Here is a 25,065-nt window from a genome sequence, read left to right on the forward strand (position 1 = left end):
GGTCATCATCGGCAAATGTCTGGGCGCGAGCGTTTTCAATGTCACCGCGCTGTGCCTGACCGGCGGCGCCCTCGCTCTGACAAGCCACATCGGTATCCCGGCTGGTTCGATCCCGTTGCTGGCGGCCAGCGCCGTGCTCGTCGCGGCATCCGGCATCGCGGCGGGATTTGCCTTGTGCACGATGTTCACGCTGACGCGGCATGGCGTACAGGTGACTGCAGCCCTGAACTATCCGATCATGATACTGGGCGGGATGCTGATTCCGGCTCACCTCCTGCCAGCCCCGCTTGCGTTGGCGGCCAAACTGATCAGCTTGTCGTGGGCCTATCAGGTTCTGACACCTATTGCGGACGGGAACAGCCCGCCTATCGCGGCGGTGATCTCCCTTGTTCTGATCACGGCCGGTTACTATGCCGTCGGGCGGCTGTTGTTCTCTCGCATAGTGCGGCGAGCAAGAGTGAAGGGAACGCTAGACCTTGAATGAGCTCGCATGGCGGTATGCCGAGACCATCCGAACCGGATTCCTGCTTTATCGGGCGGATCAACCCGCCAGGGTGGAACTGGCGACCACCGCTCCACGCATCTTGCTCATGGGCGTATTTTATGTGCTGCTGGGCAGGCTTTTGGCGGGCGAAGCGGGAGCGGAATTCGCGTTGAGTGGGGTGGTTGCGTTCGCCGCATCATCGATCACAATTCTCGGCGCCTGCGACGTGACGCTCACCGACCAGTGGTCTGGCGCCTACCACCGGCTACAGGCCGGGGCGTTGCCGCCAGGCTTGGTCTACCTGTGCCGCGCGCTGCCGTACGCGATCTACGGCATGGCCGCTTCGGTGCTGACTCTGTGCGTCGACGGACCGCTACTCGGACTTCTCGACCGGACCGTGGAACTACTCGCGGTGCTACCGCTCTATCTTGTGGTCTCTGTGACCTCGACGCTGTTCGGCCTCGCCCTGGCGGCGTTCGCTGTCGGCTCGCAGAAGGAGGTTCTACTCGGGAACCTCGCCATCTATCTGGTTCTGCTCGGATCTGCCGTAGTCACACCGCTGGGCCCCGGCCTGAGTTGGATCGCCGCGATAGCCGACTTCATCCCGTACACGCACGGGCTTTCCGCGATCCGAAGCGCGGTCGAGGGCGGACCGTGGGCGCGAGAAGCACTGCAGGAAATAGCGGTCGGCATCTTGTGGATGGTTATCGCTCTGCTGATCGTCTACCGCAGAGATCGCACTCTACGAGAAGAAAAGCCCACGGGTCGTAACACTTTGAAAGCTTTCTTGGGACCGATCGAATCGTTTCTGGCACAACGCCGGTTGTCTACATAGGTGGCAACAGCATCAGAAATGTGCGAAACTGAACCCTGTACACAAAGGGGGGTATATGTTCGAGTTGTAGACTAACACGTCCGGCACAGCCGGACGATTCAGCGGTTCACTACAGTCGCGAACATGCCGAATATGCATGCGGACCACACGAGTATCCAGAACTGCGGTCAGCAGTCACATCACCCGAGCTTCGGGCGAATACCTCACTTTCTTTTTGTCACTTTTTCATGCCAGATACTCGGCCAGTTCACGACGCAAACCGGTGAGCCGACCTCCCATCGAACTTTCGTAATGCGATCGCGAAGCCACGCACATTCGCGAAAAGGAAGAACAGCTGACCATGAACGCGCTTGATTTGAGTCGGTACTACACGGACTGGCCGATCCTGTTCGCCCACGACATCAAGATAGTCGGCGTCATCAACACTTCGCCGGACAGCTACTTCGCTCCGTCGGTCGCGCCCGACGTGGAAGCAGCTGTGGCCGCGGCGCGCAAACACATTCAAGAAGGCGCACACTACGTCGAGGTAGGCGGCCTGTCGGGCGGCTCCTCCGCACGCCGCATCAGCGAACAACAGGAGATGGATCGTTCTCTACCGGTCGTCGAGGCGATTGTCGGAGAGTTCCCGCAAGTCACCGTGACGATCGATACGTTTCGATCCACGATCGCGGAGGCGGCGCTGAAGGCCGGTGCGACGGCCATCAATGACGTCACGTCGATGACTTACGACGAAAGGATGATCAGCGTCGCCGCCGCGCACAACGCGCAGGTCTTCCTGATGCATCTCGAGGGACCGGGGGGCCATGCGGGGCGAAAGCTGAATCGGCCTCACTTCGATGATGTCGTCGAAGAGATCAAGCAATTCTTCGTCGAGCGTATCGAGACGTTGGCCTCCGGCGGTGTCAGCCGAGAAAACATCGTCATCGACGTGGGCTTGGGTGCCGGCAAGCGCCCGGCACACGACTACCAGTTGCTGGCACGGCTGCGAGAGTTCAGCGAACTGGGGGTCGAGCAAATGAGCGCCTGCTCCCGCAAGCAGTTCGTCGAAGCTATCAGCCCGGTGCCGCCCGGGGACCGTCTCGGCGGAAGCATCGTGGGATCGCTGTGGTCGGTACTGGCCGGCTGCCGATACATGCGGGTCCACGAAGTCCGGCCTTACGCGCAAATGCTCGATGTGTGGAACGGCATCATGTCCCGCGTCATCACTGCTCGAGAACAGTAAGCACCCCATGGGCCTCGTCGTTGTCACCGGCGCCGGCGGCTACCTCGGCGGAATTGTGGCGCAGACCTTCGCCCGCGAATACGGTGCAGCTGCCATACGCTGCATCGTGCGACAGCGCCGCCAAGCGGAGCACCTGGCAGCAGCGGGTTTCGATGTTCTGTGCGGCGACCTCCTCGACGCATCCTTGTGCAGGCAAGCGGTCGCGGGTGCCTCGCTGGTGGTGCACTCGGCGGCGCGCCTCGGCTCCGGACCGCGGGCCGAGTTCTTCGAGATGAATGCTCGGGTGACGCGTGACTTGAGCCGAGCCGCACTACAGGAAGAGGTCGGCAGATTCGTTCTGATCAGCACGATCGAAGCGTATGGGTTGTTCGACGGCAGAACCCTGACCGAAGACCAAGAGCATATCCGCAACGGACACGCGTATTCCGAGTCCAAGTTCGCGGGTGAGCAGGAGGTTATCCAGACGTTCCGTCCCGCAGGCCTGGAGAACTTCTGCATTCTACGGCCCGGCATGGTCTACGGCCCGAACTCGCCCTACTGGACACAGCGCTATGTGCGAAAAGCTCGCGAAGGCAGCATTCACGTGTTGGGTCACGGCGGCAGGATCTTTCCGGTTTTCGAGTCGGATGTGGCGTCGGCCGTCGTGGCGGCCGGGACATGTGATCGCGCCGCGGGACAGGCGTTCAACATCGTTCATGACGAAGGGTTGACGTGGTGGGATTGGGCCACCGCTCACCATCGGCTCGCACGGCGCGGCGTTCCTCGCCGTAGATCCGTGATTGCCACTCGGGCCCGATCGGCATTGCGAGACATTCGCGGGCGCCCCAACCTTCGCCGAAAACTGGAGGTCGAACTGCGGCATGCCGTCATCCCACACGACAAGGCACAGCGTGTCCTCGGCTGGTCCCCGCGCCCCTTCAGCGCCGGTATGGCGCTGTCGATGTCGGCCGCCGGACAAACAGAGGCCGTAGCGGCTGGAAAACCGGCGGATTGCTTGCCTGGACAACCATCTCAACGAAGGAACTGACAGATCGTGGTGAAAACACATTCGACTCCCGCAGACATAGGTTGGTCTATGCCGAAGTTCCGGCTGCCCGACTTCACAGGGCACGATTGGAAAAGTGACGAAGTATTCGGCGTCAACGGCCTTCTCGTGGTTTTCCTGTGCAACCACTGCCCGTATGTGAAGCATATCGGCGAGGGACTGGCCAGGCTGGCAACAGAGCTGAGATTCAGTGGTGTTGCTACGGTGGGGATAAACAGCAACGATGCCACGCGATATCCCGAGGACGATTCGGAAGGCATGCGAGAAGCTGCCCTGCTGTACGGGTATGAGTTTCCCTATCTGGTGGATGCCGGTCAGGATGTCGCGCGGACGTTCGGCGCCGTGTGTACCCCCGACTTCTTCCTGTTCGACCAGAAACACCGCCTCTTCTATCGCGGACAGATGGACGACAGCAGACCACGCAATGGCCTTGTGGTCACCGGAGAAGACATTCGCAACGCGGTGTCGAAGATGCTGGTCGGCGAATCCGCCCCAGTGAACCAGATTCCATCGCTGGGGTGCAGCATCAAATGGCGCGAGAACGATGCGTAGCCGATCCACCGAAATCAAATCCGAGGAGAAGGAGAGTCGAGATGCTGAGCGCTACCCAAATCGAAAGCTACCAGACGAACGGATATCTCGTTGTCGACAACGTGCTCAGTGAAGCCCAAGTGGCGGAGCTGAACGCCCTGATCGACCATGCCGTCGAGCGTTCGATACACGTCGAGAGCAACGACGACATGTACGATCTGGAACCGGGGCACTCCAAGGCTCGGCCCCGAGTCCGTGGAATCCGGGACCCGTTGGCACTCGCCCCGCCGTTCGAAGAGGTCAGTAGATCCGAGGCAGTGCTCGATATAGTCGAATCGGTCGTCGGCCCGAATATCCGCCACGAACTGTCGTTCATCAACATCAAACCGGCGGGCGGCGGCAGTCCCGTGCAATGGCATCAGGACTTCGGGATTCTCCCTTATACGAACGACGACCTGGTCGTGTGCGGTCTCGCCTTGACCGACTCGAGCATCCGGAACGGCTGCCTTCAGGTGATTCCGGGGTCACATCGCGGTCCGATCCTGGATCACCATCAGGACGGTGTGATGATCGGCGCGGTGCAGGAGCACACACCCGGGTTCGATCTCGACCATGCCGTGCCTGTCGAAGTACCCGCCGGAGGCATGAGTCTGCACCATTTCAGGATTCTGCACGGGTCAGCGCCCAACCATTCCGATTCGGATCGCCGGGTATACTTCCTCGACTACGCGGCAGCGGATTCCTTCCCTATCGCGAAGAAGATCGCTCCGGCCGAATTCGACCAGCGCATCGTTCGCGGAACCAGCACTCGACAGGCACGCATGATTCCGTTGAATTTCCCGATACCGAACCGTGAGCGCCGCGCCAATGTGCTGTTCCATCTGCAAGCGGGGCTCCGGGAACCCGTATATTCTTGATCAGGGAGGGACGAACGGTGGTCAACTACCTCACGCACTCGGCGGAAGATTTTGCCGCCTACGGAGCATGGTCCGAATTCATTCGAGAGATTTCCGACTACACGATGCTGAGATCCGGGCCGTTGCGCTCGTTGATCACGCTCTGTGAGGACACGATCCGGCGCAACGTGCCTGGTGCCTTCGTGGAGGCAGGGGTCTGGCGAGGAGGCGCGTCGTTCGTTATGGCCGAGGCGCTGCGCCGGGCCGACGAGTCGCAGCGGACCGTCTGGATGTTCGACTCTTTCGAAGGCCTTCCCGACCCCACCGAACTCGACGGGGAACGCGCACACGACTACGCGCTGAACACCGATGCCGAGTGGTACCTGGACAATTGTCGGGCAGACTACGATTCGGTCCTGCGGTCAGCGGCCGACCTCGGATTCGGGGAGTCGACCGAACTAGTCAAGGGCTGGTTCGAGAAGACGTTGCCGGAATGTCGAGATCAGGTCGGTCCGATAGCCCTCCTACGCATCGACTGCGACTGGTTCGAGTCGACTAAATGCTGCCTCGAGCAATTGTTCGACCAGGTTTCTCCCGGCGGCGTGATCATCATCGATGATTATTATTTCTACGACGGGTCGGCACTCGCGGTACACGAGTTCCTGGGTAGTCGTGGCTATCCGTATCGAATCGAGAGTGTGCTGAGCGACGGACGTGGCGTCGCCTACAACGAGGGCGCCTTCATCAGGAAGGTCGCTTCACTCGACCGGAACCGCACCGAACGCCTACCCGTTGCAGGCCGGTTCACGGTTCGTACTTCGTGACTTGCGCAGGCGTGTGCCGTTCGAGACAGCAGCGGGTCAACGGTGACGTTCAGCTGCTGTAATCGGGCTTGATATTGAGGTAGAGCCGTTGACCGGTGGCCAACTGGCACATCACCAACGGAAGCAACGTGTGCTCGGCGGCAAGCACACGCGCGGCGAGCGACTCGACGGTGTCGTCCGGCTGCACGGGGACTTCGGTCTGTGCGATGACTTCGCCGGTGTCGTAGCCCTCTGTGACGAGATGGACCGACGGGCCACTGACACGGTCCCCGGACTCGAGGACAGCCCTGTGCACTGCTTGTCCGTACATTCCCTGTCCACCATGTCGGGGCAGCAAGGCCGGATGGATATTGACGATCCGACCGGAGTATTCCTTCCGCGTCCGCGGACCGACCTTCTTCATGTACCCGGCCGTCACAACCCAGTCCACGGCGTGATCACGGAGAGCGATTCGCATCGCCTCGTCCAAGTCGTCGGGATCGGCATGGGTCCGCCCCGACATGTGCAATGCGGGAATGGCTTGCTCACGCGCGAACGCGAGTGCGCCGGAGCCGCTGTTGTTACTGATGACCAGCACGATCTCGAATCGGGCGTCCTCGGCGAGCGAAGCTCGATGCAAGGCACGGAGATTCGACCCGTTATGTGAGGCTATGACGCCGACCCGGAGATCTGACATGCCCGTAGTCTTCCACACGCGTACACCTGCGCCGGATCGTGGGAGTCGTCTCCGGGGAAGAGAGCGGAGCCGCTACCCGCCCAGTCGAGTAGCGGCTCCACCCGTGGGAAAAGCCGCGGAGGGTGGTCGGCCGTGGTTGCAGGGGGCCGGTGGGGTGCCGCGGCTGTGGTCTCAGGCCCCGATGCGGCCGCCGGCCTTCTTCCAGACCGCCACCACTGAGGGGCGCGGCTGGGACGTACCGCCGTCGGGCCAGTGCGACAACGGGTTTTCCGGAGTGGCGTCGTCGGACTCGCCGGGGTGCTGCACGCACACCAGAACGCGGGACTCGGTGACCACCGGGCCGCAGGTCTCCGCGCCGCGCGGGACGGTGAGGAACTGCTTGGTCTGCCCCCGGTTCGGGCCGTCGAGCACCACCGCGAACAAGCCGTCGTTCGACTTCAGGGCGTTGCCGTCGGTGGAGATCCACAGATTGCCGTACGGATCGAAGGCCAGGTTGTCCGGGCAGGAGATCGGGCTCACCTCGGCCTTGTCGTAGCCGGCGTAGTAGGTGTCGGCCGCCGCGGGATCACCGCAGACCAGCAGCAGCGACCAGGTGAACGTGGTTCCGGTGTGGTCGTCGTCGATCTCCAGGACCTGGCCGTTCTTGTTGAGCTTGCGCGGGTTCGCCTCGTCCGGGCCCTGCTTGCCATCCGCGCCGCGGTTGTCGTTGTTGGTCAGCGCCACGTACACCTTGCCGGTGTAGGGGTTGGCCTCGAAGTCCTCCGGGCGGTCCATTTTGGTGGCGCCCACCTTGTCGGCGGCCAGGCGGGTGAAGACCGCGACCTCTTCCGCGCTCATGCCCTCGACCAGTGACTTGCCCTTGCCGTCCGCGCCGGTCTCCAGCAGCGGAATCCACTGGCCGGTGCCGGTGAAGCCCTGGTCCGACGGCTTCGCGCCGGAGCCGTCGATCTTGTCCGGATGATCGCCGGTGAGCTTGGCGACGTACAGGGTGCCCGCGTCCAGGATGGTCAGGTTGTGCCGCATGCTGGCCGCGCCGGTGCCCGGCTGGATCTTGCGCGAGGACACGAACTTGTACATGTAGTCGAACTTCTCGTCGTCACCGGTATAGGAGACGACGTCACCGTTCTTCGTGACGTAGATGTTGGCGCCCTCGTGTTTGAGCCGCCCCATCGCGGAGTGCTTGATCGGCGTCGAGTTCGGATCCCACGGGTCGATCTCGACCACGTAACCGAATCGGTTGGCCTCGTTGGGCTCCTGGGCCAGGTCGAAACGCTTGTCCGTGCGCTCCCACTGGTTGGCGGTCTTGCCGGTGGGGAAACCGTAGCGTTTGATCCGCGCGGCGGCGGCGGGATCGGTCACCTTGTCGCCGTTGGCGAAGTAACCGTTGAAGTTCTCCTCGCCGGACAGCACGGTGCCCCAGGGCGTCACGCCACCGGCGCAATTGGCGATGGTGCCCAGCACCTTGGTGCCGGTGGGGTCGGCCGAAGTCTTCACCAAGTCGCTGCCCGCGGCGGGACCGGTGAGCTCGAACTCGGTGGTCGCGGTGATCCGGCGGTTGTACTTGCCGAAGGCGGGGACCAGCTTGCCCGAGCCGGCTTCGCCCTTGACCTCGACCACGGTCAAGCCGTGGGCCGCCATGGTGACCGCGAGCTGCTCGTCGGTCGGCGCGTCCTTGTTGTAGCCCCGGAACATGTGCGGGCTGGTGGTGTACTCGTGATTGACCACGAGCAGGTAGCTGTTGGCCTGGCCCTCGATCGGCAGCAGGGCGGCGAAATCGTTGTTGTAGCCGAACTGCTTCGCCTGTGCGGCGGCGGTCTGCTTGTCGAAGTCGAAGGCGGGCGCGTCCGGGAACAGCGGATCGCCCCAGCGGATCACGACGGACTGCTCGTAGCCGTCCGGGATCACCACGGCGTCTTCTTTGTTCGGCGCGACGGCGGTGAAGTCGGTGCCGGTTCCGGGCGGGCCCGCGGGCGACACCGCGGCGGCCGGTTCGCTGTCGTCACCGCAGGCCGCGAGCGCGCTGCCAGCGCCGACCGCGAGCACGGCGGCCGCGCCGCCCTTGATCAGCCCGCGCCGGTTCAGCGAGCTGACGATGTCACCGAAGTAGGCGCCCGCGGAAGTGTTCGGCGCTTCGTGGAAGCACGCGTTCGCGCACTTGTACTCACAGGTGACGGCGGCGCGCGACGACTGTCCGTCGTGCTGCACGAAAAGGGCGAGTGGCTGCAGACTCACGGTGACTCCTGGGTTGGGCCGACGGCCGCACGGTAAACCATCCGGACAATCCCGAATAGACGACAAAGTGAACAGCCGCCCAATTAGGTAACCCTCAAATTGCCGGGCCGCGGACCTGGGAACGACGAATGCCGCGCCGACTCGATGATCTCGAATCGACGCGGCGTTTGTCTCTCCAGGCGGCTGCCTGGGTTCCGATCGGCCCGGCGCGGATCTCCTCGGGCTCGCCCATCAGGCGTTGACCGGAAGGGCGATGACGACCTCGCTCTCGTTCTCGGGCAGGTAGTGCGCCCGCAGCACGCGGCCCACCTGCACTTGACCGACGCTGGCGGGTGCGAGGAACTTCGTCACCCGGGTGGTGAAGGAGGAGCCGTCCGGCCGGGTGACCACCAGGCCGAGTTCCACCTCGGAGTGCCCCTCGCGAATCGTGCCGGTGACCGACAGCGATTGCACCACCGCCTGGGTGGCGATGCCGCGCTCGGCGATGTCGAGCTTGTGCCGGGTGGTCATGCCCTTGCGGATGAGGGACTCGTTCATCGCGTGCTGCGCGGCGTTCGCGTCACCGGAGAGGTCGACCTCGACCTTGTCGGTCCGGCCGGGCAGGTAACGCACCGGAAGCACCACCCCGGCGCGCAGCAGGGCCAGTTCGGTGAACGGCACGATCATCTTCGCGGAGGAATGGAAGATCTTGCCGTCCGCGCCTTCGACGCTGAACTCGATGTGCACCTGCGGCTGGTCGTTGACGGTGACGCCGGTCTGCCGCACCGAGCGGACCGTGCCGAGGCCGGTGAGCCCCGTGCGGAACTCCGCGCTGTTGCGGCCGGTCAACGCGCTCATGATCCCTTCGCCGGTAAAGGCGAAGACCATGGGCACCAGGGTGAGCGCCAGAATCGGAAGCGCCATCTCGAAACCGAGCCAGCCCATGCCGGACGGCTCCCATTCGCTGGTGGGGACGTAGGTCACCGCGTGGTAGACGTAGTAGCCGATCGCCGCGGCGGCGAGGGCGAGGGTGATCAGACGAATGTTCTTCATGACGTTTCCTTTTCGGTGCGAAGTTTTCGGGGTTCGCCGCGCCCCGTCATCCCGGAGGTTCGACCGGGATGACGGGGGCGGATCGGGGGACATGCGGCGATCAGGCGCCGACGATGGACGAGCAGGCGAAGGTGATGTCGAACTTCGACGTCTTCGGCCCGGCCAGCGGGTTGGTCAGGTCGGGGGCGCTCACGCCCTCGCCGGTGACCTTGTAGGTGTTGCCGTCCTTGACGACCGTGGCGGAGCCGCCCGGCATGCCGTTGCCGAAGCCGACCGCGTAGGGCAGGCCGTTGTCGCCGCCCTTGCTGCCCGCGATCCCGACCGCCTGCACGGTGTTCGCATCGGTGATGGTCGCGCTCACCGAGAGGTTGCCGTAGGCGGAGTTCTCGGTGTCGGTCAGCGCGAGTGCCAGGGTGCCGCCCTGCTTGGCGCAGGTGGTGGTGAACTTCGCGTCGAAGGCCTTGCCGTCGACCGAGGCGATCGACTTGCCCGCCGGGGCAGGCTGCGCCGAAGCGGGCGCGGGCGCGGCCGGGGAGCTGCCCTTGCTGTCACCGCATCCGGTGAGCACCGCGACGGCGGCGGCGGCGGCGAAAGCGGCGGCGGCGAAGCGGAGCGAAGTGGTGTTCATGGCGTGTCCTTCTCGTCGGTGGGGCGGCGCCCCTGGTTGGTGTCTCCCGGCCCTTTCGTGTTGGGCCGATAAGAGAAAGGTAGGAACGATTCGCGCCCTACCGATCCCAGGTTTTCCGCATCCACGCAGGTAGAGGACTTGCGAGTGCATCCGGCACAACGGGACCGACCGCCTTACCGAACGCGACGACACCCGCCTATCCGCAGGCCGGATCAACACGCAGAAGGCCGGTCCGCTTGGACCGGCCTTCTGCGTTCACTCGACAGACACAACGAAAACGGCCCGGCCCCTGTCCCTTCGAGGACAGCGGGCCGGGCCGCAGTGGTTCGCTACTGCTACGGGCGCTTGAACTCGCCGTCGTTCACACCAGCGGTGAACGCGTCCCACTCGCCGGGAGTGAACACCAGCGCGGGGCCGGTCGGGTTCTTCGAGTCACGCACGCCGACCTGACCGCCGTCAAGAAACGCCACCTCTACGCATTCCTTACCTGCCGAGCTGCGGCTGCTCTTGAACCAACGCGCCCCGGACAAATCAACGGTCACGACGAAAACTCCCTTGCTACCCGCCGGAGCAGGTCCCGGCTAGTCACGGCGTCCAACGCAGCGCGTTGGATAGTTGCAGACGCTTCACGGTAACTGTTCACGTCTTCTTCACGCTCAATGTACAAGTCTCCAGTGAAGTTCTCGACGTAGACCACGGTCGGTTCGGTAACGCCCTCCACATCCGGCGCGAAGTCGAGGATTACGAACGGGCCGATCGGTGCGCCGACCGGAATGCCAGCGGAGTACGGCAAGACCCGGATGCTCACGTTGGGCCGAGTACTCATGTCCGCTAGGTGACGCAGCAGCGCGGCCATGGTCGCCGGATCGCCGACAATCGTGTGCAGCACCGATTCGTGGAGCACCACGTCGATGCGAGTCGGCTTCGTCTTCCTGGTAAGGATCGATTGCCGTTCGATCCGCAGACGGATGCGCCGCTCTTGCTCGTCTTCGGAATCGTGCGGAAAATAGATCCGGTCCAGCGCGCGGGCGTAGGCGGCCGTCTGTAGCAAGCCTGGAACCAGATCCGGGCGGTAGATCGTCATCTCACGGGCGGACAACTCCATGTCGACGTACATCACGAAGCCATCTGGGATCAGATCACCAAAAGCATGCCACCAGTTCTTCACATCGGCTTGCTGCGCGAGTCCGACCATGACGGCGGTTCGGTCCGCGCTGAAGCCCAGAATCTCGCATAGTTGCTGGACATCGGCCTTGCGTAACTTGCCTTCTTCGCCGCGCTCGATGCGGCCCAGCTTGCTGATGCTCCACTCCATGAGCTCGGCGACATCCGCCAGTTTGAGCCCTTGGCCGTTGCGTTGCTCGCGAAGGTACCGGCCCAAGGCGCGGCGCGGCAGCGCCTTTCGGGCCGTGCTTCCTACCATTCCATGCTCCCGGGCGTGTTCAGGCTGGCATATTGCCATTGCCATTTTGGACATCCAGACTCGCCAGTTTGGCAGTTATCCTGCATGTTTAGAAGAGTCCTCCGAAATATCGGGAATGGCAATGCCATTTTGGCCTGCTCATGGTGTTCTGGACAGCGCGCCCGGTAGGAGGTGAGGGAGTCCTCCGCACTCGGACATCGGCAAGGGCACGGGGCTGGGCGCACACCTAACCGTCATTCGATGTGAGCAGAGGTCTTTGATGGACCAACAGGATGCGTTCGGGGACACACCGAGGTCCCGCTGCATGTTCTATCGCAGGAACTGCGGCTTCAATGCCGTGATCGACCCGCCGGAACTAGGCCGGATCGTGATGCGCGCCGGGTCGGTGTGGGCGGTGACGATGCCGAGCAGGTTGGGCCGAGCGGTGAAAGCGCACATGCAGAGCAAGGGCGACGCACTCGGACCCATTGTGGGACATCCGCGTTCGGACCGCTGGACCTTCCTCATCCGTCCCGACATCGAAGCCGACGACGTCAAGCTGTTCGCCGAGATGTTCCGCAAGGACGTGAGCATCGCGCGCGAGGGAGCCGTCATCGCCCTCCCGTCCCCGAGCCCGAACGACTCCATCCGGCAATGGGTTGTCCCGGCGCGCAACGCCTTTGTTCCGTCCGGCCTCGCTGTCATCGACGCCGTGCGCGCTTGGTCGGCGGTAGCGCGATGACGCCTGTGCTCATCGCCTTCGGGATTGTCTTGTGGTTCGCGATCTGCTTTTTCGTGAGCACGGCGATCCTCGAGTACCGCATCACCCGTGCGGAAAAGCTCTATCTGGAGTTGGCCGCGAGCCGACCGCTGCCATCCGACGCCGATCTCGAGCACATGTGCGATCTCACCGAGCCTCGCCGCGATCCGTGGGTGCGCGCGGAGCCGGTCCCGGCGTGACCGCTGCCGCTCCACCCGAAGCGTGGCGGCACTACACCCATGACTCCGAATTTCCGTCGCGGCCCCGCGCCGCCGCTCCGTGGGAGGTGTTCGAACAATGGTCGCCGACGAGGCCGACACCGAGACCGACTCGAACAGTCCGTGCTACGACACCGACGTCCTCGCCCGGACGCTCTCGTGGTTGGACCACAACAACCCGCACTGGCCGATGCAAAGCTACGAGGCCGCCCGCACGGCCCACCACCATCACCAAGACTGCCCACCCATGACATGCGCCACTTACATAGCGGCGCTTTACAAAATCCGGAGATCGGACGCTGCCACAGATAATCCCGAAACCCTCCGCCAGCGAGTGACGACGCAAGCGGCCCGCCCGAGATCTCCCGTGCGGCGCAACCACCAACCTGGTCTCGCCCCCACCCGAGAGCAGGTCTCACCGCACCCGGAACAACCGGACGTGCGCCTGGCCGTCGTAATCGACGGTAACCAACTGACCTTCGCCGCCTGCCTCATATCGGCGCTTTGGTTCCTCCAAGAACACCACCGGCGCCCGTTCGTCGACTCCGTCGAAGTAGTCCCCGGCGACACAACCGGTTTACCGCGATTGCCGAACGAGAGACTGTACGACGGACCGTGAACGCGCAGCGGGTTTACAAGCATCGCCGGGAGATCGAGTCGAGTACACCCCGCACCACGGCCTCTGCGAGCGCAGCGTGAACTATGTGGGAAGCAGAAGTTCTACCCCGTCTTTGCGGTAGTTGTCGGGCACCCATGTAGACAACGGCGGTAGGTCGGCCGCTACAACAGCGAGACGGGAGAACCGGAGCTGGTGCTGCGATTCAAACGGCTTCGGCGTTCGATGACTGCGGCACCTCTGTGGTGTCGCTTTTAGACTGTGTGTCCGCTGTTTTCGTGTGGCGGCGCAGCAGGATCGGGGCTGCGAGCGCTGTCGCTGCGAATGTGCCCACACCTGCGACGACGAGCGCACCGGCTGGCCCGGCTCCGGCTACCACGGGAGCGCCGAGCAGCGTGCCGAGCACGGTGGCGCCGCTGTTGAACGAGCCCATCGCCGCGAAGGCGCGGCCTTTGACCTCGGCGGGTACATGCGTGCTGATCAGCACGCTGATTGCGGAAACTTGCAGCGAGTTCGCCACACCCGCGGCCGCGAAACCGAGCATCGCCCCTACCAAAGAATGAGACGCTCCGGCACCGGCCAAACCGGCTCCCATCAGCAAACCCGCAACGACCAGCATCTGCGCCTGGCGATGCGGCGGGACCCTGCCTGCGATCCACGAGGAGGTGACCAGCCGGCCGACGACGAACGCTGTGGTGACCACGCCGAACATCACCGGCGAAGCGCTGAGCGTGTCTCGGACATAGAACACCTCCGCGACAGTGAAGATTGCGGTGAACACGATGGCAACCGCCAACGACGCCATCGCGGCACGAACTACCGCGTCCGAGGCGAGCAGGACCGGGGCCTCGGCAACTTGCTTCCACCATGTCGGGCGCTGTGTACCGGTTTCCGGCGGCAAGCGGCGCAGGCCCAGGACAGCAACCAACGCCACCAGCACGCAACTCGAGGCCGCGTCGAGAATCATCGTGACCGAGAACCCCAGCAAGCCGACTGCCGCACCGCCCAAGGCCGGACCGGCAAGGACGCCGGTCATGCGCGCAGCGTCCAGGGTGGCGTAGGCGCGCGCGGGGTTGGACGTCGCGACTTCGTCAGCCTGTTCGGCCAACAGCATCATCGCCGGCGCGTTAAGCGCCGACAAGCACCCGGCCGTGAACGCCAGCCCCACAATCACCCCGACCGGCAGGGAACCCGAGGCTGCCATCCCGAGCGTCACCACCGCCTGAGCCAACAAAGTCGTCGTCAGCAAGCGACGGGACTCGATGCGATCCACCGCAGGCGCGAGCAGCGGAGCCAGGAACACACCTGGCACCAGGCTCGCGAACAGGAACGCCGACACCCACAACGCCGAGTGATCCTGCAACAGCAACAACAACGCTATCCGTGCCACCGAACCACCGGCCGCCGAAATTCCCAGCGCTGCCGCTAAGACTGTCAGCCGCACAGAACCCCCTTACATCGCGTTATAGCAAATTTATAGCCACCTGCATCGGCAGCCGAGTTTCTCAAAATTCTAGCGTGGTCGTCAGAAAAGATGTAATGTCCATGATTGCAGCACCTCGGGTCAGGCAGCTGCATTCACTAGGGAGGGATTATGATGGGAACTCAGTCTATTGCCACACCGTCTGCCGCGACTGTTCGGCAGATCGTGTCTCTGGGAGGAGAGACCGAGGAGCGGCGCGCCGGTCGAGAGGCCATCGCCGAATCACATATCGAGATGACGCTGGCAACAGATGAAGCGGTGGCCGTCTGCTTGGCCGAACTGGAGGCGTCGGACCGTCGCCTGGCGGAGCGGACCAAGAAGGGTCCGAATCCGAGCCCCTACGACTGGCAGGTTGTGACTTTGGAGCACAACGATGCTGGTGGTGGCACCGTTCGCTTCGGTGTCGCCTGGTATGAGGAGGACTTCTTCCAGGAGAAGAAGGACATCTATCTCGATGCCAACCACGGTGGCCTGTTCAGCAAGTTCGGCGTCGAGCCGAGCAATGTGAAGGTCACCCATTGGGCCAAGGTCTGCTAACCGGCCTGCAGTCTGGGCTTGCCCTCAACGACACCCCATCTGGGGTGCTCCGTTGAGGGCAAGCTTGTCTATTCGACAGATAGCGTAAGTCCCCGCACCGCTCCAACGAGTTCTCCGCAGCACCGCTCTTCCTCTAATTCTCGATAAATATTCGAACTCGAATGCGCCAAGTGTCAAGATCGACAATAGCAGTGTTTCATCCAGCTTCAGATATTCATGCAGACAATCGTCTCTGTCGCATATCAACGTGATAGCAATTCCTGGGCATCTGCACGATTCTCTGTGACCGGTTTAGCGCGATTGCGTAGCGCAACGAGGCGAAGTCAGTGCGATCGCCGCGCCGAAATGTCATGCGGCAGCTTCGACCGGTCCTATCTCGGTCAGTGTGTCGAGGCTCGGTAGGGAGACCTCGACATACCGCGGTCTCTCAGCAATCCCTCCAGTGTCCTGCAGCTCGTCGATGCTCGGCTGCCGCGTGCCCATCATCCGGATAGTCCAGTCGAGCCATCAGCAATCACCGGCAGAACGGCACCCAAACGGCTGTCCGTCCCCTTCCATGTCACGCAACCGTTGCGCACAGCAGTCTCCTCCCTTGACGTCGGTGACGAGATCATCGCCACCGGCAGTTCGGATGGTCCGAAACTGGTCTTCGCAATATGAGACGCAGGGGCACAGCGATCGGTTCCATGATTTCCGAACTTGAGCCACCGACCAGATTCGCGGGGGGACTGAGAAGACAACGGCTCCTTTCTGTGCCAAGCCGTCGTGAGCAGAGTGGTACCGGCATCTCGCAGCATGGTGCGGTAGACGACGTCGGCAAGGCGGCGTCTCAGGCACCGGAGTGCCTCTTTGTGGCCTTTTCCGGCTGCCCGCTCGGGTCTGTCCAGAAAGGGCCGCCACCGGCGTGCGGTAGCGATCCTTTCGGTCGGAGATTGCCTCAGCTCGGCAGCTTGGTTCCCGCGTAACTGCCCCACTGCAGCTCGACAATGTCGTGGGAGTCGTCGTTGTAGGTCGAGTCGATCCAGTCGGTGATCTTCGACTCCGCTTCTCGCAGCAGCGGTTCTGGGACATCGTTGTCGGTGTCGACCCGCAGCAGGTGGTAGGCCCGGCCTCCGGGATCCTGGTCTGGGTGCTGGGCGGCCCAGTGCAGATGCATTTCGTAGTCGGTCTCCGCCTTCTGCTCGAAAGTGATCCGCGCGCCGGTGAACTCCGGCAACTTCTCGATCTCCTCGGCCAGAGCCGATCGGGTCGCTTCCGCCTCGGCGGGTGTGCAGTACAGCTGGACAACCAGATAGCTACTCAGCCGCTATTTCACCTGCCCTGGTTGACGACGAACGCCTGTACCGCGTCGAGGAATTCCGGTCCGCCCGAGACGTATCCGCCGACGGTTCCGCCGATCAGCACACCTGCGGGGATGCTGACTCCCCAGATCAGGGGCAGACAGGCCCCGAGGAGGCCGCCGACGATGGCACCGCCGACGACGCCGGGTTGGTTCTTGTAGATCTGCTCTTTCAGCCGGTCGTAGGAGCTGATTCCTTCGGGTTGCGCGATATCTTCGGCCGGGGTCAGGGCGCTCGGGGCGAGGTGCTGCGCGATCCCGTCGACGGCGTGCCATTGCGGCGCTTCGGTCACCGCCGCTGCGTCGCCGGGCTCCAGCCCCACCGCACCGTTCTCGGTGACCGCAGTCGCTTGCTCCGCCAGGACCGGCTCTGCATGGGCGGTCGCCGCGGTGATACCCACAGCCGAGATGGCCATGAAAACGGCAGCAGTGACTTTTTCGAACTTCATTCTTCGAATCCCTTCACTCAGCTACCCCGTTGGGCGGACCGAGTCAGACCTTAGGCGGCGAATTCAGTGGTGTGTGGACGCCACACGGACGGCTCCGGGCCGACGACATATTGCATGCACCCTCGTGCAGGCCGCTGACTCCTTGCGCGACCGGTTCCCTGCGCGCCGAGGAATACAGCCGACGCGAACACGCCGAGAAGAACTCGCGGCAAATACACTGCACGCATGCGACGACCGCGCGCCATGGTGCTCGATGAGGTGTGGCGCAAGCTCGACGGTGTCGAGCCGCTCAGCGGCCCGCACGGGGGTCCGTTGCGCCGGACGGTGAAGCTCCTGCTCGATCCGCTGGTGATCCGCCCCGTGCAGCATCCCTCGTGTGCGGGGCCGGTGCTGACGGCCGACGGGGCGGTGCTGCTGGAGGCGCGCATCCAGGCCGCGGCCGATGCGCTCCGCGCGACGGCGGCCTGGTTCACGGTGCTCAAGCAGGTGCGGCGGACGCTGCGGATCACCGAGGGGCACCCGCAGGATCTGTACTTCCAGCGCTGCTTCGAACTGGCGACCAACTCAGGGATGCCGGACCCGGCACGGGCGCGCGCGGTCGCGGAGGACGCGCTGCGGGAGATCCACGAGTACACCGCGGGACGCACCACGCAGGCGCTGAAGGAATACCTGACCGACCGCGCCCGGGAGCGCGAACTGGCCGGGTTGCTCGAGCTGGCATGGCGGCGGCGCCCGCCGACCGGACCGCAGGGCGGCGACCACGCGGCGGAGGTGGACGCCCTGCTGGAAGCGTGCGCGGCGGCGCGCGTGGGCGAGGACGCCGCCGACGGACAGCCCGTGCTGGACCGGCTGGTCGCCGCCCATGCCGGTACGCACACGGGAATCCGGCTGTGGCAGGACACCTCCGGCCGTTCGGCTCAGGAACTCGGCTTGACCGCGCACCCGGTGCCGCTGCGTCCGGCGATCGGCTCCTCGGCCTCCAAAGCGACCCTGGGGCTCCCGTTCGATCGCACCGTCTACGAGCGCGTGTTCACCGTGCTGCAAGCGTCCACCGACCGCGCGGAGCTGCCGCCGATTCCCGAGCTGGTCGACGCCGAGATCGCCAGGAGTTGCGCGCCCTGGGCGCTGCTGGAGGAGTCGTTGCGCGTGGCCGCGACGGCGGGGATCGCCTTGGCGAGCGGCTTGGCGCCCATCGATCATCGCCGTGGATCGCGGCTGCGTCCGGCCGGAACGGACGTGGAGACCACGTCTTCCACGGCGCACCAAGTCGTCAACAGCCGCTGGCGGCGGGAAGCCTATGTGTTGCAGGCCCGACGGCTGGTGGTGTGCGCCGACAGCGCGCAACCGCCTACGGGTCCGTTGGGCGCGATCGCCGCCGAGTTGATCACGCCGTGGCGGCCGTACCTGCGCCGCTTGTGGGTTCGGCTGCACGGCAGGGATGTCCGGGCGTTCGCGATCTACGATCCGGACGAGCTGTGGGATCTGCTCGACGGCGTGGCACGGTCGGTCATCCTGGACCATCGCACGCGGGTCAAGCGGGCGCTCAGCGTGCGCGCCGGTGAGCCGGACGCGGCGGAATCGAGGGCCGGCTGATGAGCACGACCGTACGCGTCCGCCGCCGGGACGACCTGTGGATCATCGCGCCGGACGACGCCCCGACCGTGGTGGACGACACGGCCGGGGTGGACGTGCTGGCGCTCGAGGTGGCGGGCGGGCACTTGACCTGGAGCCTGCTCGCCGGGCAGGTGACACCGGCGGCGGTGCTCGACGACCTCGCCCTCGCGCAGGAGTGGATCTGGGCGGTGTACGGCCCGGAGGTGTCGCTCGCCCTGGACGCATCCGGAACCGAGGGCGCGTCTGGAACAGAAGGCGAATTCCCGTCCGAGCCCGCATTGCCGGACCTCGCCGCACGCGCCTGGCGGCTCGGCTACGCCCGCTGGGCGGCGCGCTGGTGGCCCGCGTCGACCTTGGACGGCATCGCCCCGCTGGACGAGAGCCTGCTGGAAGACGAGATCGCCACGTTGAGCGAGGAATGCGATCTGATCCTCGACGGGGCCGACGCGGTCGCCGAGGAGCGCACGCCCGCCGAGGCGCTCGGGCGCGCGGAGGACTACGCGCTGGCCGCTGGACCGGCCACGATCGTCGCGCCCGGCGCCCTCGTCTTGACCAGAGGCACCGCGGGCTGGGACTGGCATCGCTGCCCGCCCGGTCTGCTCGACGCCTCCGAACGCGCCGTCTCCTGGGAAGTGGTGCGCGAGGCCGGCACGACGATCGTGCGGGTGAGCGCGGTCGCCGCGCCGCTCTCGGCCCCGGACGTGCCCGCCCACCTGCTTCCCCGAGCCGCGATCGGCACCGCGACCGACGCCGCCGACGTGCCGCTGAGCCGCGACGGCGACCTGTGGCGAGCCGAGACCACCGCGCCCGCGGGCGCGGAAGCGGGCGTCACCGTGCGCGTCTACGTACCGGGCGTCGGCGTGGACGAGCAGGAGCCGGACGCCGCGACCCGCCGCGCGCGAATCCGCGAGCTGGTCACCGCACGGCTGCGGCGCACCGTCGACGCGGCCGACACGTCCGTCGACGCCCCGCTGCTGGCGGAGATAGCCGCCGCGGCCTCGGATTCGGACTTCTGACATGGCCGACGACACCCCGGACGACGGCCGCGAACTGCTGGCCGCGGGGGCGGCCGCGTACACCGGCGGAGACCCGGCCGAGGCCAAGCGCCTCTTCGAGGATGCCGCCGAACGCACCACCGGCGATGTCCGGCTGGGCGCGATCATCAACGCCGCGAGCATGGCCGACGAACTCGGCGATCACGCCGCCTCGCTCGCGCTCTACCGCTCGGCGCTGGCCGAGATGCCCGAGCACGCACCGCGATTGCGCCCGAACGCGCTGGTGAACATGTCCCAGGCGCTCCAGCATCTCGGTGCGCTCGACGAAGCCCAGGCGGCGCTGGAGCAGGCACGCGCTTTGCTCGCCGACAACACCGACGCCGACCTCGGCGTGCTGCGCGTGGCCTGTCTGCTCTCCTTGACCGCCGTCGCGCTGCACCGCCAGAACTGGGCCTACGCCGCCGAACTGGCCAGCGAATCCCTCGCGGCGGCAAGGCGTTTCGCGCCGCAGCTGGCCGGTCACCCGCTGATGAATCTCGCCGCCACCTATTTCGAGACCGGACGCCGAGACTTGGCCGTCGATTTCGCGCGACAGGCGCTGGCCGCGTTCGAGTCCGCGGGTGATCGGAACGCGGTGGCCGAGACCGAACAGAACCTCGCCATCATGCTCGTTCGCATCGAACGCTACGACGAGGCGCAGGAGCCGCTGCGGTCGAGTCAGGAGTATTTCGAGCATGCCGGTCTGGGGCATCGAGCCGGGGTCGGCCTCAAGACCATGGGGTTCCTCGCTGAAGGTCGCGGCGATCTGGCGAGCGCCGAGGACTGCTACGCCCGGAGCCTGGCGTATTTCGTGGCCTCCGGCGCCGTACTCGACGCGGCCGACCTGCGCATCCGTTCGGCCACCGTGGCGTTCCGGACCGGCCGCGTCGCCGAAGGCGAGCGGCTGCTCGCCGCGGCCTTCACGACCTACGCCGAGCGCGGCCTCGGATCGCACTGCGCCCAACTCGATTTCTGGCATGCGACGTTACTGGAGGGCGTGCTCACCGCGACCGAGTCGCCGAGCGGAGAGATGCTCGCGCAGGCGGTCGGCATAGCCGTTCCGGCCGCATTGGCCATCGACGCGGTGCGCTACACACTGCCGAACGGCACCCAGCGCGAGCAGTGGAATCGGCAGATCGCCGACCCAGCCATGCGGCTGGCGTTCCGCTTCGCCTACCTGTCCGGCAACGGGGTGCTCGTCGCCGATCTGATCGAAACACAATGCGCCGGTACGACGCTGGCCATCGATCGAGCACAGCGCGACACTCCGGCTCGGCTTCCGCTCGATCTGCTGGACGCACCGGAGGATTTCACCGATCATCCCGGCAGCGCTGCCCTGCAACTGGGCGCCGCTTTGGCGGAGGTCGCGGCCGGAGCGGGCCTGCCGGTCGCGCCGCCGCCGCGCTTGGCGTTGGCCGCGGAGGGCCGGATCGCGCTCGCGCCGTTCATCGTCGCCGCCGAGCAGCGCTACGGCCGGGTGATCCGCGACGATCGGGTGCTGACGGTATGACGCGACCGACGGTGATAGTCCGCATGGCGGACGCGGGGGACGTCTACGTGTCGTGGCGGTGGGTCGGCGACAGCGCGCCTCGCGGCGCGGGCGTGCTGCCGCAGGACGCGGCCGTGCGGGCGGTGGGACTGCTCGCCGACGCGCTTCCGCGGCCCGCCGAATCCGGTGGTCTCGTCCACGCCCTCACCACCGGCGCGCTCGCCGACTATGAGCGGGAATACACCGTGGCGCAGGCGCTTTCCCGTGCCCTGCTGCCCTACGGTTTGGCCACCCAGCTCTACGAGCTGTGGCAGCGCGGCGTGCGCCCGCACATCCGGCTGCAACCGTCGCCGCGTCTGGCCCAAGTGCCGTGGGAGCTGATCGCACCGGATCGCGACGTCCGGCTCATCGACATCGCCGACGTCAGCCTGCTCGCCGCGGCGAGTGTCGGGCAAGCGCCGGGACGGATCGCGCGCGAGTGGACGACGACCGCCGACTTACCCGTCGTCGCGGTGCTCGATCCGCGCATACCCGGCTTCCGCGCCGATTCGACGCTCGGTTCGGTGCTGGGCCGGATGACCGCCGAAGCGCCGCTCGCGCAACGGATCGCGACCTACGCCGCGCAAGAGCGATTGCGACCGGCGGTACAGGACCCGGTGGACGCTTTCCGGCGCACCGATGTGGACCGCTCCTGGCTCGGCGCCACCCTGCGCGCGGGCGCGGGCCGCTTGGTCTACGTCGGGCATGTCACCGCGGCCGCACCGGAATCCGGCCGCAGCGAGGACGCCCAATTGCATCTGGCCTGTACGGCCGATGCCGTCGGCTTCGCCGAGCCGTCTCGCACGCACCGGCCGCTTTCGGCCAAAGACCTGCTGCTCGGCACGCATACCATCGGCGCCGAACCCGTTGCCGGAGCGCGGCTGTGGCCGATGCCGAGCCGGGTGGCGCTGATCGCCTGCGAGAGCGGCGGCGACCTGCGGTTCAGCGAGGCGCTGGGCTTGACCGCCGCGATGATCACCAGCGGCGCGGAACTGGTCACCGCAAGCAGGTGGGCGTTGCCCACCGATTTCGCCTTCCAGCGCATCGCGGGCGCGCCGCCGCAAGTCTTTCCGCTCCAAGAGGCCGTCTGCGCCATCGACGGGGCGCACGAACAGTCCGATCCGGTGACCGCGCTCGCCGCATGGCAGCGCGACCGCTTGACGGCTTGGCGCGACACCGGCCGGATCGAGCATTCCCCGGTGCTCTGGGCGGCCTTCGCAACCGTGTGCGCCTGATCCTGGCAAACCATGCCATGCGGTCTCCATATACCGGTCTACGTGCGGCGATGCCGATCGAGCCGACAGAAAACGGGTAACGCTACTACTGCGCAAACCGACACTGAGCATCGAACGGATGGATAAGCTTTCCGTCCGTCAGCCATCACGATTCCGGAGCAGGAGAAGTCGCTACACCAGTCGGATGACCGCCTCGACCGGCCTCTGAGGAGCCCATCAATGCGCTACTACGCCGTCTACGACAACGACGGGAACATCGCCACCATCCTCGGACAACCCGATGACGCACCGCCGCTGCGTCCCGCCGCCTTCCACCGGGGGCAGCGGCTCACCGAACTGGCCCTACCGGAGGGCATCATCGACCCCGCCGACCCGGACAACCTGACCGCTCTGCTCGACCTGGCCACCGAACGACGAGTCGACGCGACCACATCCTCCACCGACACGCACGCCCACAGCTGAGCTGAGCGGCACTTCGCCACCGGGCGCGAACCGCACCTGGCCCGCCGACGCGCGCTATCCCGCGCGCCTGGGTCACATCCGCGGGAGCGCGACCACCGGGATGACCCGCGAGGTGCCCAACTCGTGCTCGGCGAAGAACGGATAGGTGGTCTTCAACATCGCCCACGTGCGAGCCCGGTCATCGCCCATCAGCGGGGTGGCCAGCGCCGGATAGCTCTCTCGGCCGACCTCGACGGTGACATGTGGGTCTTTCCGCAGGTTCGAGTACCAGTCGGGGTGTTTCGGCGCACCGACGTTGGACGCGACGATCAGCAGGCGGTCACCGTCGCGATGGAACATCAACGGGGTGGTGTACCGGGCGCCGGTGCTGCGTCCGGTCGTGGTCAGCAAGATCAGGCGGTCGCGCTGCATGCCTTCGATCTCGCCGCCCGCTCGGAATTGCGCGATGGTTCGCCGATTGACTTCCTTGACGTCCACGGTTCACCTCCCTTGCCGGTGCTGGTCGGGCCTCAGCTTTCTCCCTGGTCGCCCGCCCTGTCCGGAAAACGCCGGGATCGGCAGCGGCACCGACGCATTCAGCCGCGGTGGGCGAGCAGATGCTGGATCAGCAGCCGGGTCAGCGCTTCTGGCGCCTCCTCGGGAATCCAGTGCGAAACGTCCTCGAGCATCTCGAACCGGTACGGGCCGGATACGTGCTTCTGGGTGGCCAGCGCCGCGGTGGACCCGACCGTCGCGTCCTCGGTGCCCCACACGTACAGGGTGGGCACCTCCACCGGGCCGATCGGACCCGCGAGAGACATGGCGCGGTACCAGTTCAGCGCAGCGGTGAGCGCGCCGGGCCGGGTCAGCCTGCGCACGTAGTCCTCGACGCGTTCCTCCGGCACCTTCCACTCGAAGATCCGGCGCAACGCGGCCCCGTCGTCGGCGAGCAGGGTCCGCTCCGCGGTACGCGGCTCACGCAGCCGGGTCAGGTGGTGCGAGCGCTGCGCTTGGTCCTCGTCCTCGGCCATCGCCTGCTGGAGCGCGGCGGGATGCGGATGCGACACCGCGCTGAACGTGCGGACCCGCTCCGGCAGCTCGGCGGCCACCGCCCACCCGACCAGCGCCCCGCAGTCGTGCCCGATCAGGTCGAAGCGCTCCCAGCCCAGCGCGTCGGCGATCGCCGCCACGTCGCCGACCAGCTCCCCGAGCCGGTACTCGGCGGCTCGCTCCGGCCGCACCCCTGGCGAGTACCCGCGCTGGTCGGGGGCCACAGCGTGGCATCCGCCGCCGCCCAGCACGCCGAGCTGGAACTCCCACTCGCGCGCGCCCTCCGGGAACCCGTGCAGTAACAGCACCTCTCGGTCGCCGGGCGCGCCCGCGGCCAAGGCGTCGAAGGTTCCCGCCCCGGTGCGAATCTCGAGTTCTTCGATCACCCGCCCGACTCTAGAACCCGGTACCGACGCGCCTCAGTGCTCGTCGAAGTGCCCGTCGTGGGCGGCGTGGCGATGGCCGTCGTGCAAGTAGTCGACATGGTCCCCGTGCTGGACGGCCTCGTGGCCGCAGTTGGGACCGTGCTGATGCGGGTGATCGGCGCATTCGGTGTGCCCGGACCGCTCGCATTCGTCGTAGTGGCCCTGGTGTTCGCGGTGCAGATGACCATCGTGGGCGTAGTCGATGTGATCGCCGTGCTGGAACGCCGTGTGCCCGCAGTCCGGGCCGTGCACATGGTCGTGGCCGGTGTGCTGCGCGTGTGCTGTGGTCATCGGATTTCCCTCTTCCTCGATCGGATAGGTGGAATCGTGATGATCGATACATTAGCAGATGCGCATCAATGAAGATTGCTCAGAGCGTGCTGACCCTGCTCACAGCACGTCGGAGAGGAACTTCCGCAGGCGCGGCGTCTGCGCGTCGTCGAACAAGGCATCGGGCGTGCCGGTCTCCACCACTTGCCCCTGGTCCATGAACACCACACTGTCGGACACCGTGCGCGCGAAGCCCATC

The 25,065-nt window shown here is 65.6% G+C and carries 28 protein-coding genes and 1 pseudogene; 16 read left to right on the forward strand and 13 right to left on the reverse strand.

Annotated features, from left to right (window positions below; genetic code table 11):
• The 7 genes from ON27_RS28230 to ON27_RS28260 all read left to right on the forward strand — a co-directional run.
• Window positions 1–484: hypothetical protein (locus tag ON27_RS28230; RefSeq protein WP_043734249.1), on the forward strand; the 484-nt coding region annotated here is incomplete at its 5' end.
• A gap of 70 nt (window positions 485–554) precedes the next feature.
• Window positions 555–1,319, forward strand: coding sequence for an ABC transporter permease (locus ON27_RS28235; protein WP_043734252.1), 765 nt, complete (start codon window positions 555–557; stop codon window positions 1,317–1,319).
• 340 nt (window positions 1,320–1,659) lie between these two features.
• The gene (folP, locus tag ON27_RS28240) at window positions 1,660–2,541 is read left to right on the forward strand and encodes a dihydropteroate synthase (RefSeq protein ID WP_043734253.1); all 882 of its coding nucleotides are present in this window, start codon (window positions 1,660–1,662) and stop codon (window positions 2,539–2,541) included.
• Window positions 2,542–2,548: 7 nt separating this feature from the next.
• On the forward strand, window positions 2,549–3,568 hold the full coding sequence (locus ON27_RS28245; RefSeq protein ID WP_043734254.1) for an NAD-dependent epimerase/dehydratase family protein: 1,020 nt from the start codon (window positions 2,549–2,551) through the stop codon (window positions 3,566–3,568).
• Window positions 3,569–3,616: 48 nt separating this feature from the next.
• Window positions 3,617–4,138, forward strand: a complete 522-nt coding sequence (locus ON27_RS28250) for a thioredoxin family protein (protein WP_051047063.1) — start codon at window positions 3,617–3,619, stop codon at window positions 4,136–4,138.
• A 41-nt stretch (window positions 4,139–4,179) separates the two neighbouring features.
• The gene (locus tag ON27_RS28255; RefSeq protein WP_043734256.1) at window positions 4,180–5,034 is read left to right on the forward strand and encodes a phytanoyl-CoA dioxygenase family protein; all 855 of its coding nucleotides are present in this window, start codon (window positions 4,180–4,182) and stop codon (window positions 5,032–5,034) included.
• 17 nt (window positions 5,035–5,051) lie between these two features.
• A complete protein-coding gene (locus tag ON27_RS28260; protein ID WP_043734258.1) occupies window positions 5,052–5,837 on the forward strand; it encodes a TylF/MycF/NovP-related O-methyltransferase in 786 nt (261 codons plus the stop codon).
• A gap of 49 nt (window positions 5,838–5,886) precedes the next feature.
• On the opposite strand, the gene purN is transcribed toward ON27_RS28260, so the two are convergent.
• The 6 genes from purN to ON27_RS28290 all read right to left on the reverse strand — a co-directional run bounded on the left by purN (window position 5,887) and on the right by ON27_RS28290 (window position 11,828).
• Complete coding sequence (gene purN, locus ON27_RS28265; RefSeq protein ID WP_043734260.1) at window positions 5,887–6,513, reverse strand: phosphoribosylglycinamide formyltransferase; 627 nt, start codon at window positions 6,511–6,513, stop codon at window positions 5,887–5,889.
• Between the two features lie 171 nt (window positions 6,514–6,684).
• Complete coding sequence (locus ON27_RS28270; protein ID WP_043734262.1) at window positions 6,685–8,745, reverse strand: PhoX family protein; 2,061 nt, start codon at window positions 8,743–8,745, stop codon at window positions 6,685–6,687.
• Window positions 8,746–8,976: 231 nt separating this feature from the next.
• Window positions 8,977–9,777, reverse strand: coding sequence for a hypothetical protein (locus tag ON27_RS28275; RefSeq protein ID WP_051047064.1), 801 nt, complete (start codon window positions 9,775–9,777; stop codon window positions 8,977–8,979).
• Between the two features lie 100 nt (window positions 9,778–9,877).
• Entirely contained in the window at window positions 9,878–10,405 is a 528-nt protein-coding gene (locus tag ON27_RS28280; RefSeq protein WP_043734263.1) for a lipoprotein LpqH, read from the reverse strand.
• Window positions 10,406–10,740: 335 nt separating this feature from the next.
• Window positions 10,741–10,947 (reverse strand): DUF397 domain-containing protein, encoded by a 207-nt coding sequence (locus ON27_RS28285; protein ID WP_043734265.1) that lies wholly within the window; start codon window positions 10,945–10,947, stop codon window positions 10,741–10,743.
• On the reverse strand, window positions 10,944–11,828 hold the full coding sequence (locus ON27_RS28290) for a helix-turn-helix domain-containing protein (RefSeq protein ID WP_043734286.1): 885 nt from the start codon (window positions 11,826–11,828) through the stop codon (window positions 10,944–10,946). Before ON27_RS28290 ends, ON27_RS28285 begins: the two co-directional genes overlap by 4 nt.
• 304 nt (window positions 11,829–12,132) lie before the next feature.
• Between ON27_RS28290 and ON27_RS28295 the strand changes: the two genes are divergently transcribed.
• The 3 genes from ON27_RS28295 to ON27_RS28305 all read left to right on the forward strand — a co-directional run bounded on the left by ON27_RS28295 (window position 12,133) and on the right by ON27_RS28305 (window position 13,404).
• Window positions 12,133–12,549: a DNA-directed RNA polymerase subunit beta gene (locus ON27_RS28295; protein WP_245560239.1), complete on the forward strand. Its 417-nt coding sequence runs from the start codon at window positions 12,133–12,135 to the stop codon at window positions 12,547–12,549.
• Window positions 12,546–12,767, forward strand: a complete 222-nt coding sequence (locus ON27_RS28300; RefSeq protein ID WP_043734269.1) for a hypothetical protein — start codon at window positions 12,546–12,548, stop codon at window positions 12,765–12,767. Before ON27_RS28295 ends, ON27_RS28300 begins: the two co-directional genes overlap by 4 nt.
• A gap of 97 nt (window positions 12,768–12,864) precedes the next feature.
• Window positions 12,865–13,404: a hypothetical protein gene (locus tag ON27_RS28305; protein WP_043734270.1), complete on the forward strand. Its 540-nt coding sequence runs from the start codon at window positions 12,865–12,867 to the stop codon at window positions 13,402–13,404.
• Between the two features lie 202 nt (window positions 13,405–13,606).
• On the opposite strand, the gene ON27_RS28310 is transcribed toward ON27_RS28305, so the two are convergent.
• Window positions 13,607–14,845, reverse strand: a complete 1,239-nt coding sequence (locus ON27_RS28310; protein ID WP_083887849.1) for an MFS transporter — start codon at window positions 14,843–14,845, stop codon at window positions 13,607–13,609.
• Between the two features lie 153 nt (window positions 14,846–14,998).
• Between ON27_RS28310 and ON27_RS28315 the strand changes: the two genes are divergently transcribed.
• A complete protein-coding gene (locus tag ON27_RS28315; protein WP_218003047.1) occupies window positions 14,999–15,421 on the forward strand; it encodes a hypothetical protein in 423 nt (140 codons plus the stop codon).
• A 937-nt stretch (window positions 15,422–16,358) separates the two neighbouring features.
• Here ON27_RS28315 and ON27_RS28320 read toward each other — a convergent pair.
• Together ON27_RS28320 and ON27_RS40100 are read right to left on the reverse strand one after the other, a co-directional pair.
• Window positions 16,359–16,637: a hypothetical protein gene (locus ON27_RS28320; RefSeq protein ID WP_043734273.1), complete on the reverse strand. Its 279-nt coding sequence runs from the start codon at window positions 16,635–16,637 to the stop codon at window positions 16,359–16,361.
• Window positions 16,638–16,732: 95 nt separating this feature from the next.
• The gene (locus ON27_RS40100) at window positions 16,733–17,209 is read right to left on the reverse strand and encodes a hypothetical protein (protein ID WP_051047065.1); all 477 of its coding nucleotides are present in this window, start codon (window positions 17,207–17,209) and stop codon (window positions 16,733–16,735) included.
• A gap of 243 nt (window positions 17,210–17,452) precedes the next feature.
• Between ON27_RS40100 and ON27_RS28330 the strand changes: the two genes are divergently transcribed.
• The 5 genes from ON27_RS28330 (at window position 17,453) to ON27_RS28350 (ending at window position 23,082) form a co-directional block, all read left to right on the forward strand.
• Window positions 17,453–18,802 (forward strand): hypothetical protein, encoded by a 1,350-nt coding sequence (locus tag ON27_RS28330; protein WP_043734276.1) that lies wholly within the window; start codon window positions 17,453–17,455, stop codon window positions 18,800–18,802.
• Window positions 18,802–19,839, forward strand: coding sequence for a proline dehydrogenase family protein (locus ON27_RS28335; protein ID WP_043734277.1), 1,038 nt, complete (start codon window positions 18,802–18,804; stop codon window positions 19,837–19,839). The genes ON27_RS28330 and ON27_RS28335 overlap by 1 nt, the downstream gene beginning before the upstream one ends.
• 1 nt (window position 19,840) lies before the next feature.
• Window positions 19,841–21,367 carry a tetratricopeptide repeat protein gene (locus tag ON27_RS28340; protein ID WP_043734278.1) on the forward strand — a complete coding sequence of 509 codons (1,527 nt, stop codon included), beginning with the start codon at window positions 19,841–19,843 and terminating at the stop codon, window positions 21,365–21,367.
• Window positions 21,364–22,620 (forward strand): CHAT domain-containing protein, encoded by a 1,257-nt coding sequence (locus ON27_RS28345; protein WP_043734280.1) that lies wholly within the window; start codon window positions 21,364–21,366, stop codon window positions 22,618–22,620. Before ON27_RS28340 ends, ON27_RS28345 begins: the two co-directional genes overlap by 4 nt.
• Window positions 22,621–22,839: 219 nt before the next feature.
• On the forward strand, window positions 22,840–23,082 hold the full coding sequence (locus ON27_RS28350) for a hypothetical protein (protein WP_043734281.1): 243 nt from the start codon (window positions 22,840–22,842) through the stop codon (window positions 23,080–23,082).
• 72 nt (window positions 23,083–23,154) lie between these two features.
• Here the strand turns inward: ON27_RS28350 and ON27_RS28355 are convergent, their stop codons facing one another.
• From ON27_RS28355 to ON27_RS44940, 4 genes and pseudogenes are all read right to left on the reverse strand, one after another.
• Window positions 23,155–23,559 (reverse strand): nitroreductase family deazaflavin-dependent oxidoreductase, encoded by a 405-nt coding sequence (locus ON27_RS28355; RefSeq protein ID WP_043734282.1) that lies wholly within the window; start codon window positions 23,557–23,559, stop codon window positions 23,155–23,157.
• A gap of 98 nt (window positions 23,560–23,657) precedes the next feature.
• Window positions 23,658–24,497: an alpha/beta fold hydrolase gene (locus ON27_RS28360; RefSeq protein WP_043734283.1), complete on the reverse strand. Its 840-nt coding sequence runs from the start codon at window positions 24,495–24,497 to the stop codon at window positions 23,658–23,660.
• 33 nt (window positions 24,498–24,530) lie between these two features.
• Window positions 24,531–24,827: a hypothetical protein gene (locus tag ON27_RS28365; protein ID WP_043734284.1), complete on the reverse strand. Its 297-nt coding sequence runs from the start codon at window positions 24,825–24,827 to the stop codon at window positions 24,531–24,533.
• Between the two features lie 99 nt (window positions 24,828–24,926).
• Window positions 24,927–25,065 (reverse strand): annotated as a pseudogene (locus tag ON27_RS44940) (peptide ABC transporter ATP-binding protein); the annotation flags it as partial.

The organism is Nocardia asiatica NBRC 100129 (assembly GCF_000308415.1).
In the GTDB taxonomy this organism is placed as follows: domain Bacteria; phylum Actinomycetota; class Actinomycetes; order Mycobacteriales; family Mycobacteriaceae; genus Nocardia; species Nocardia asiatica.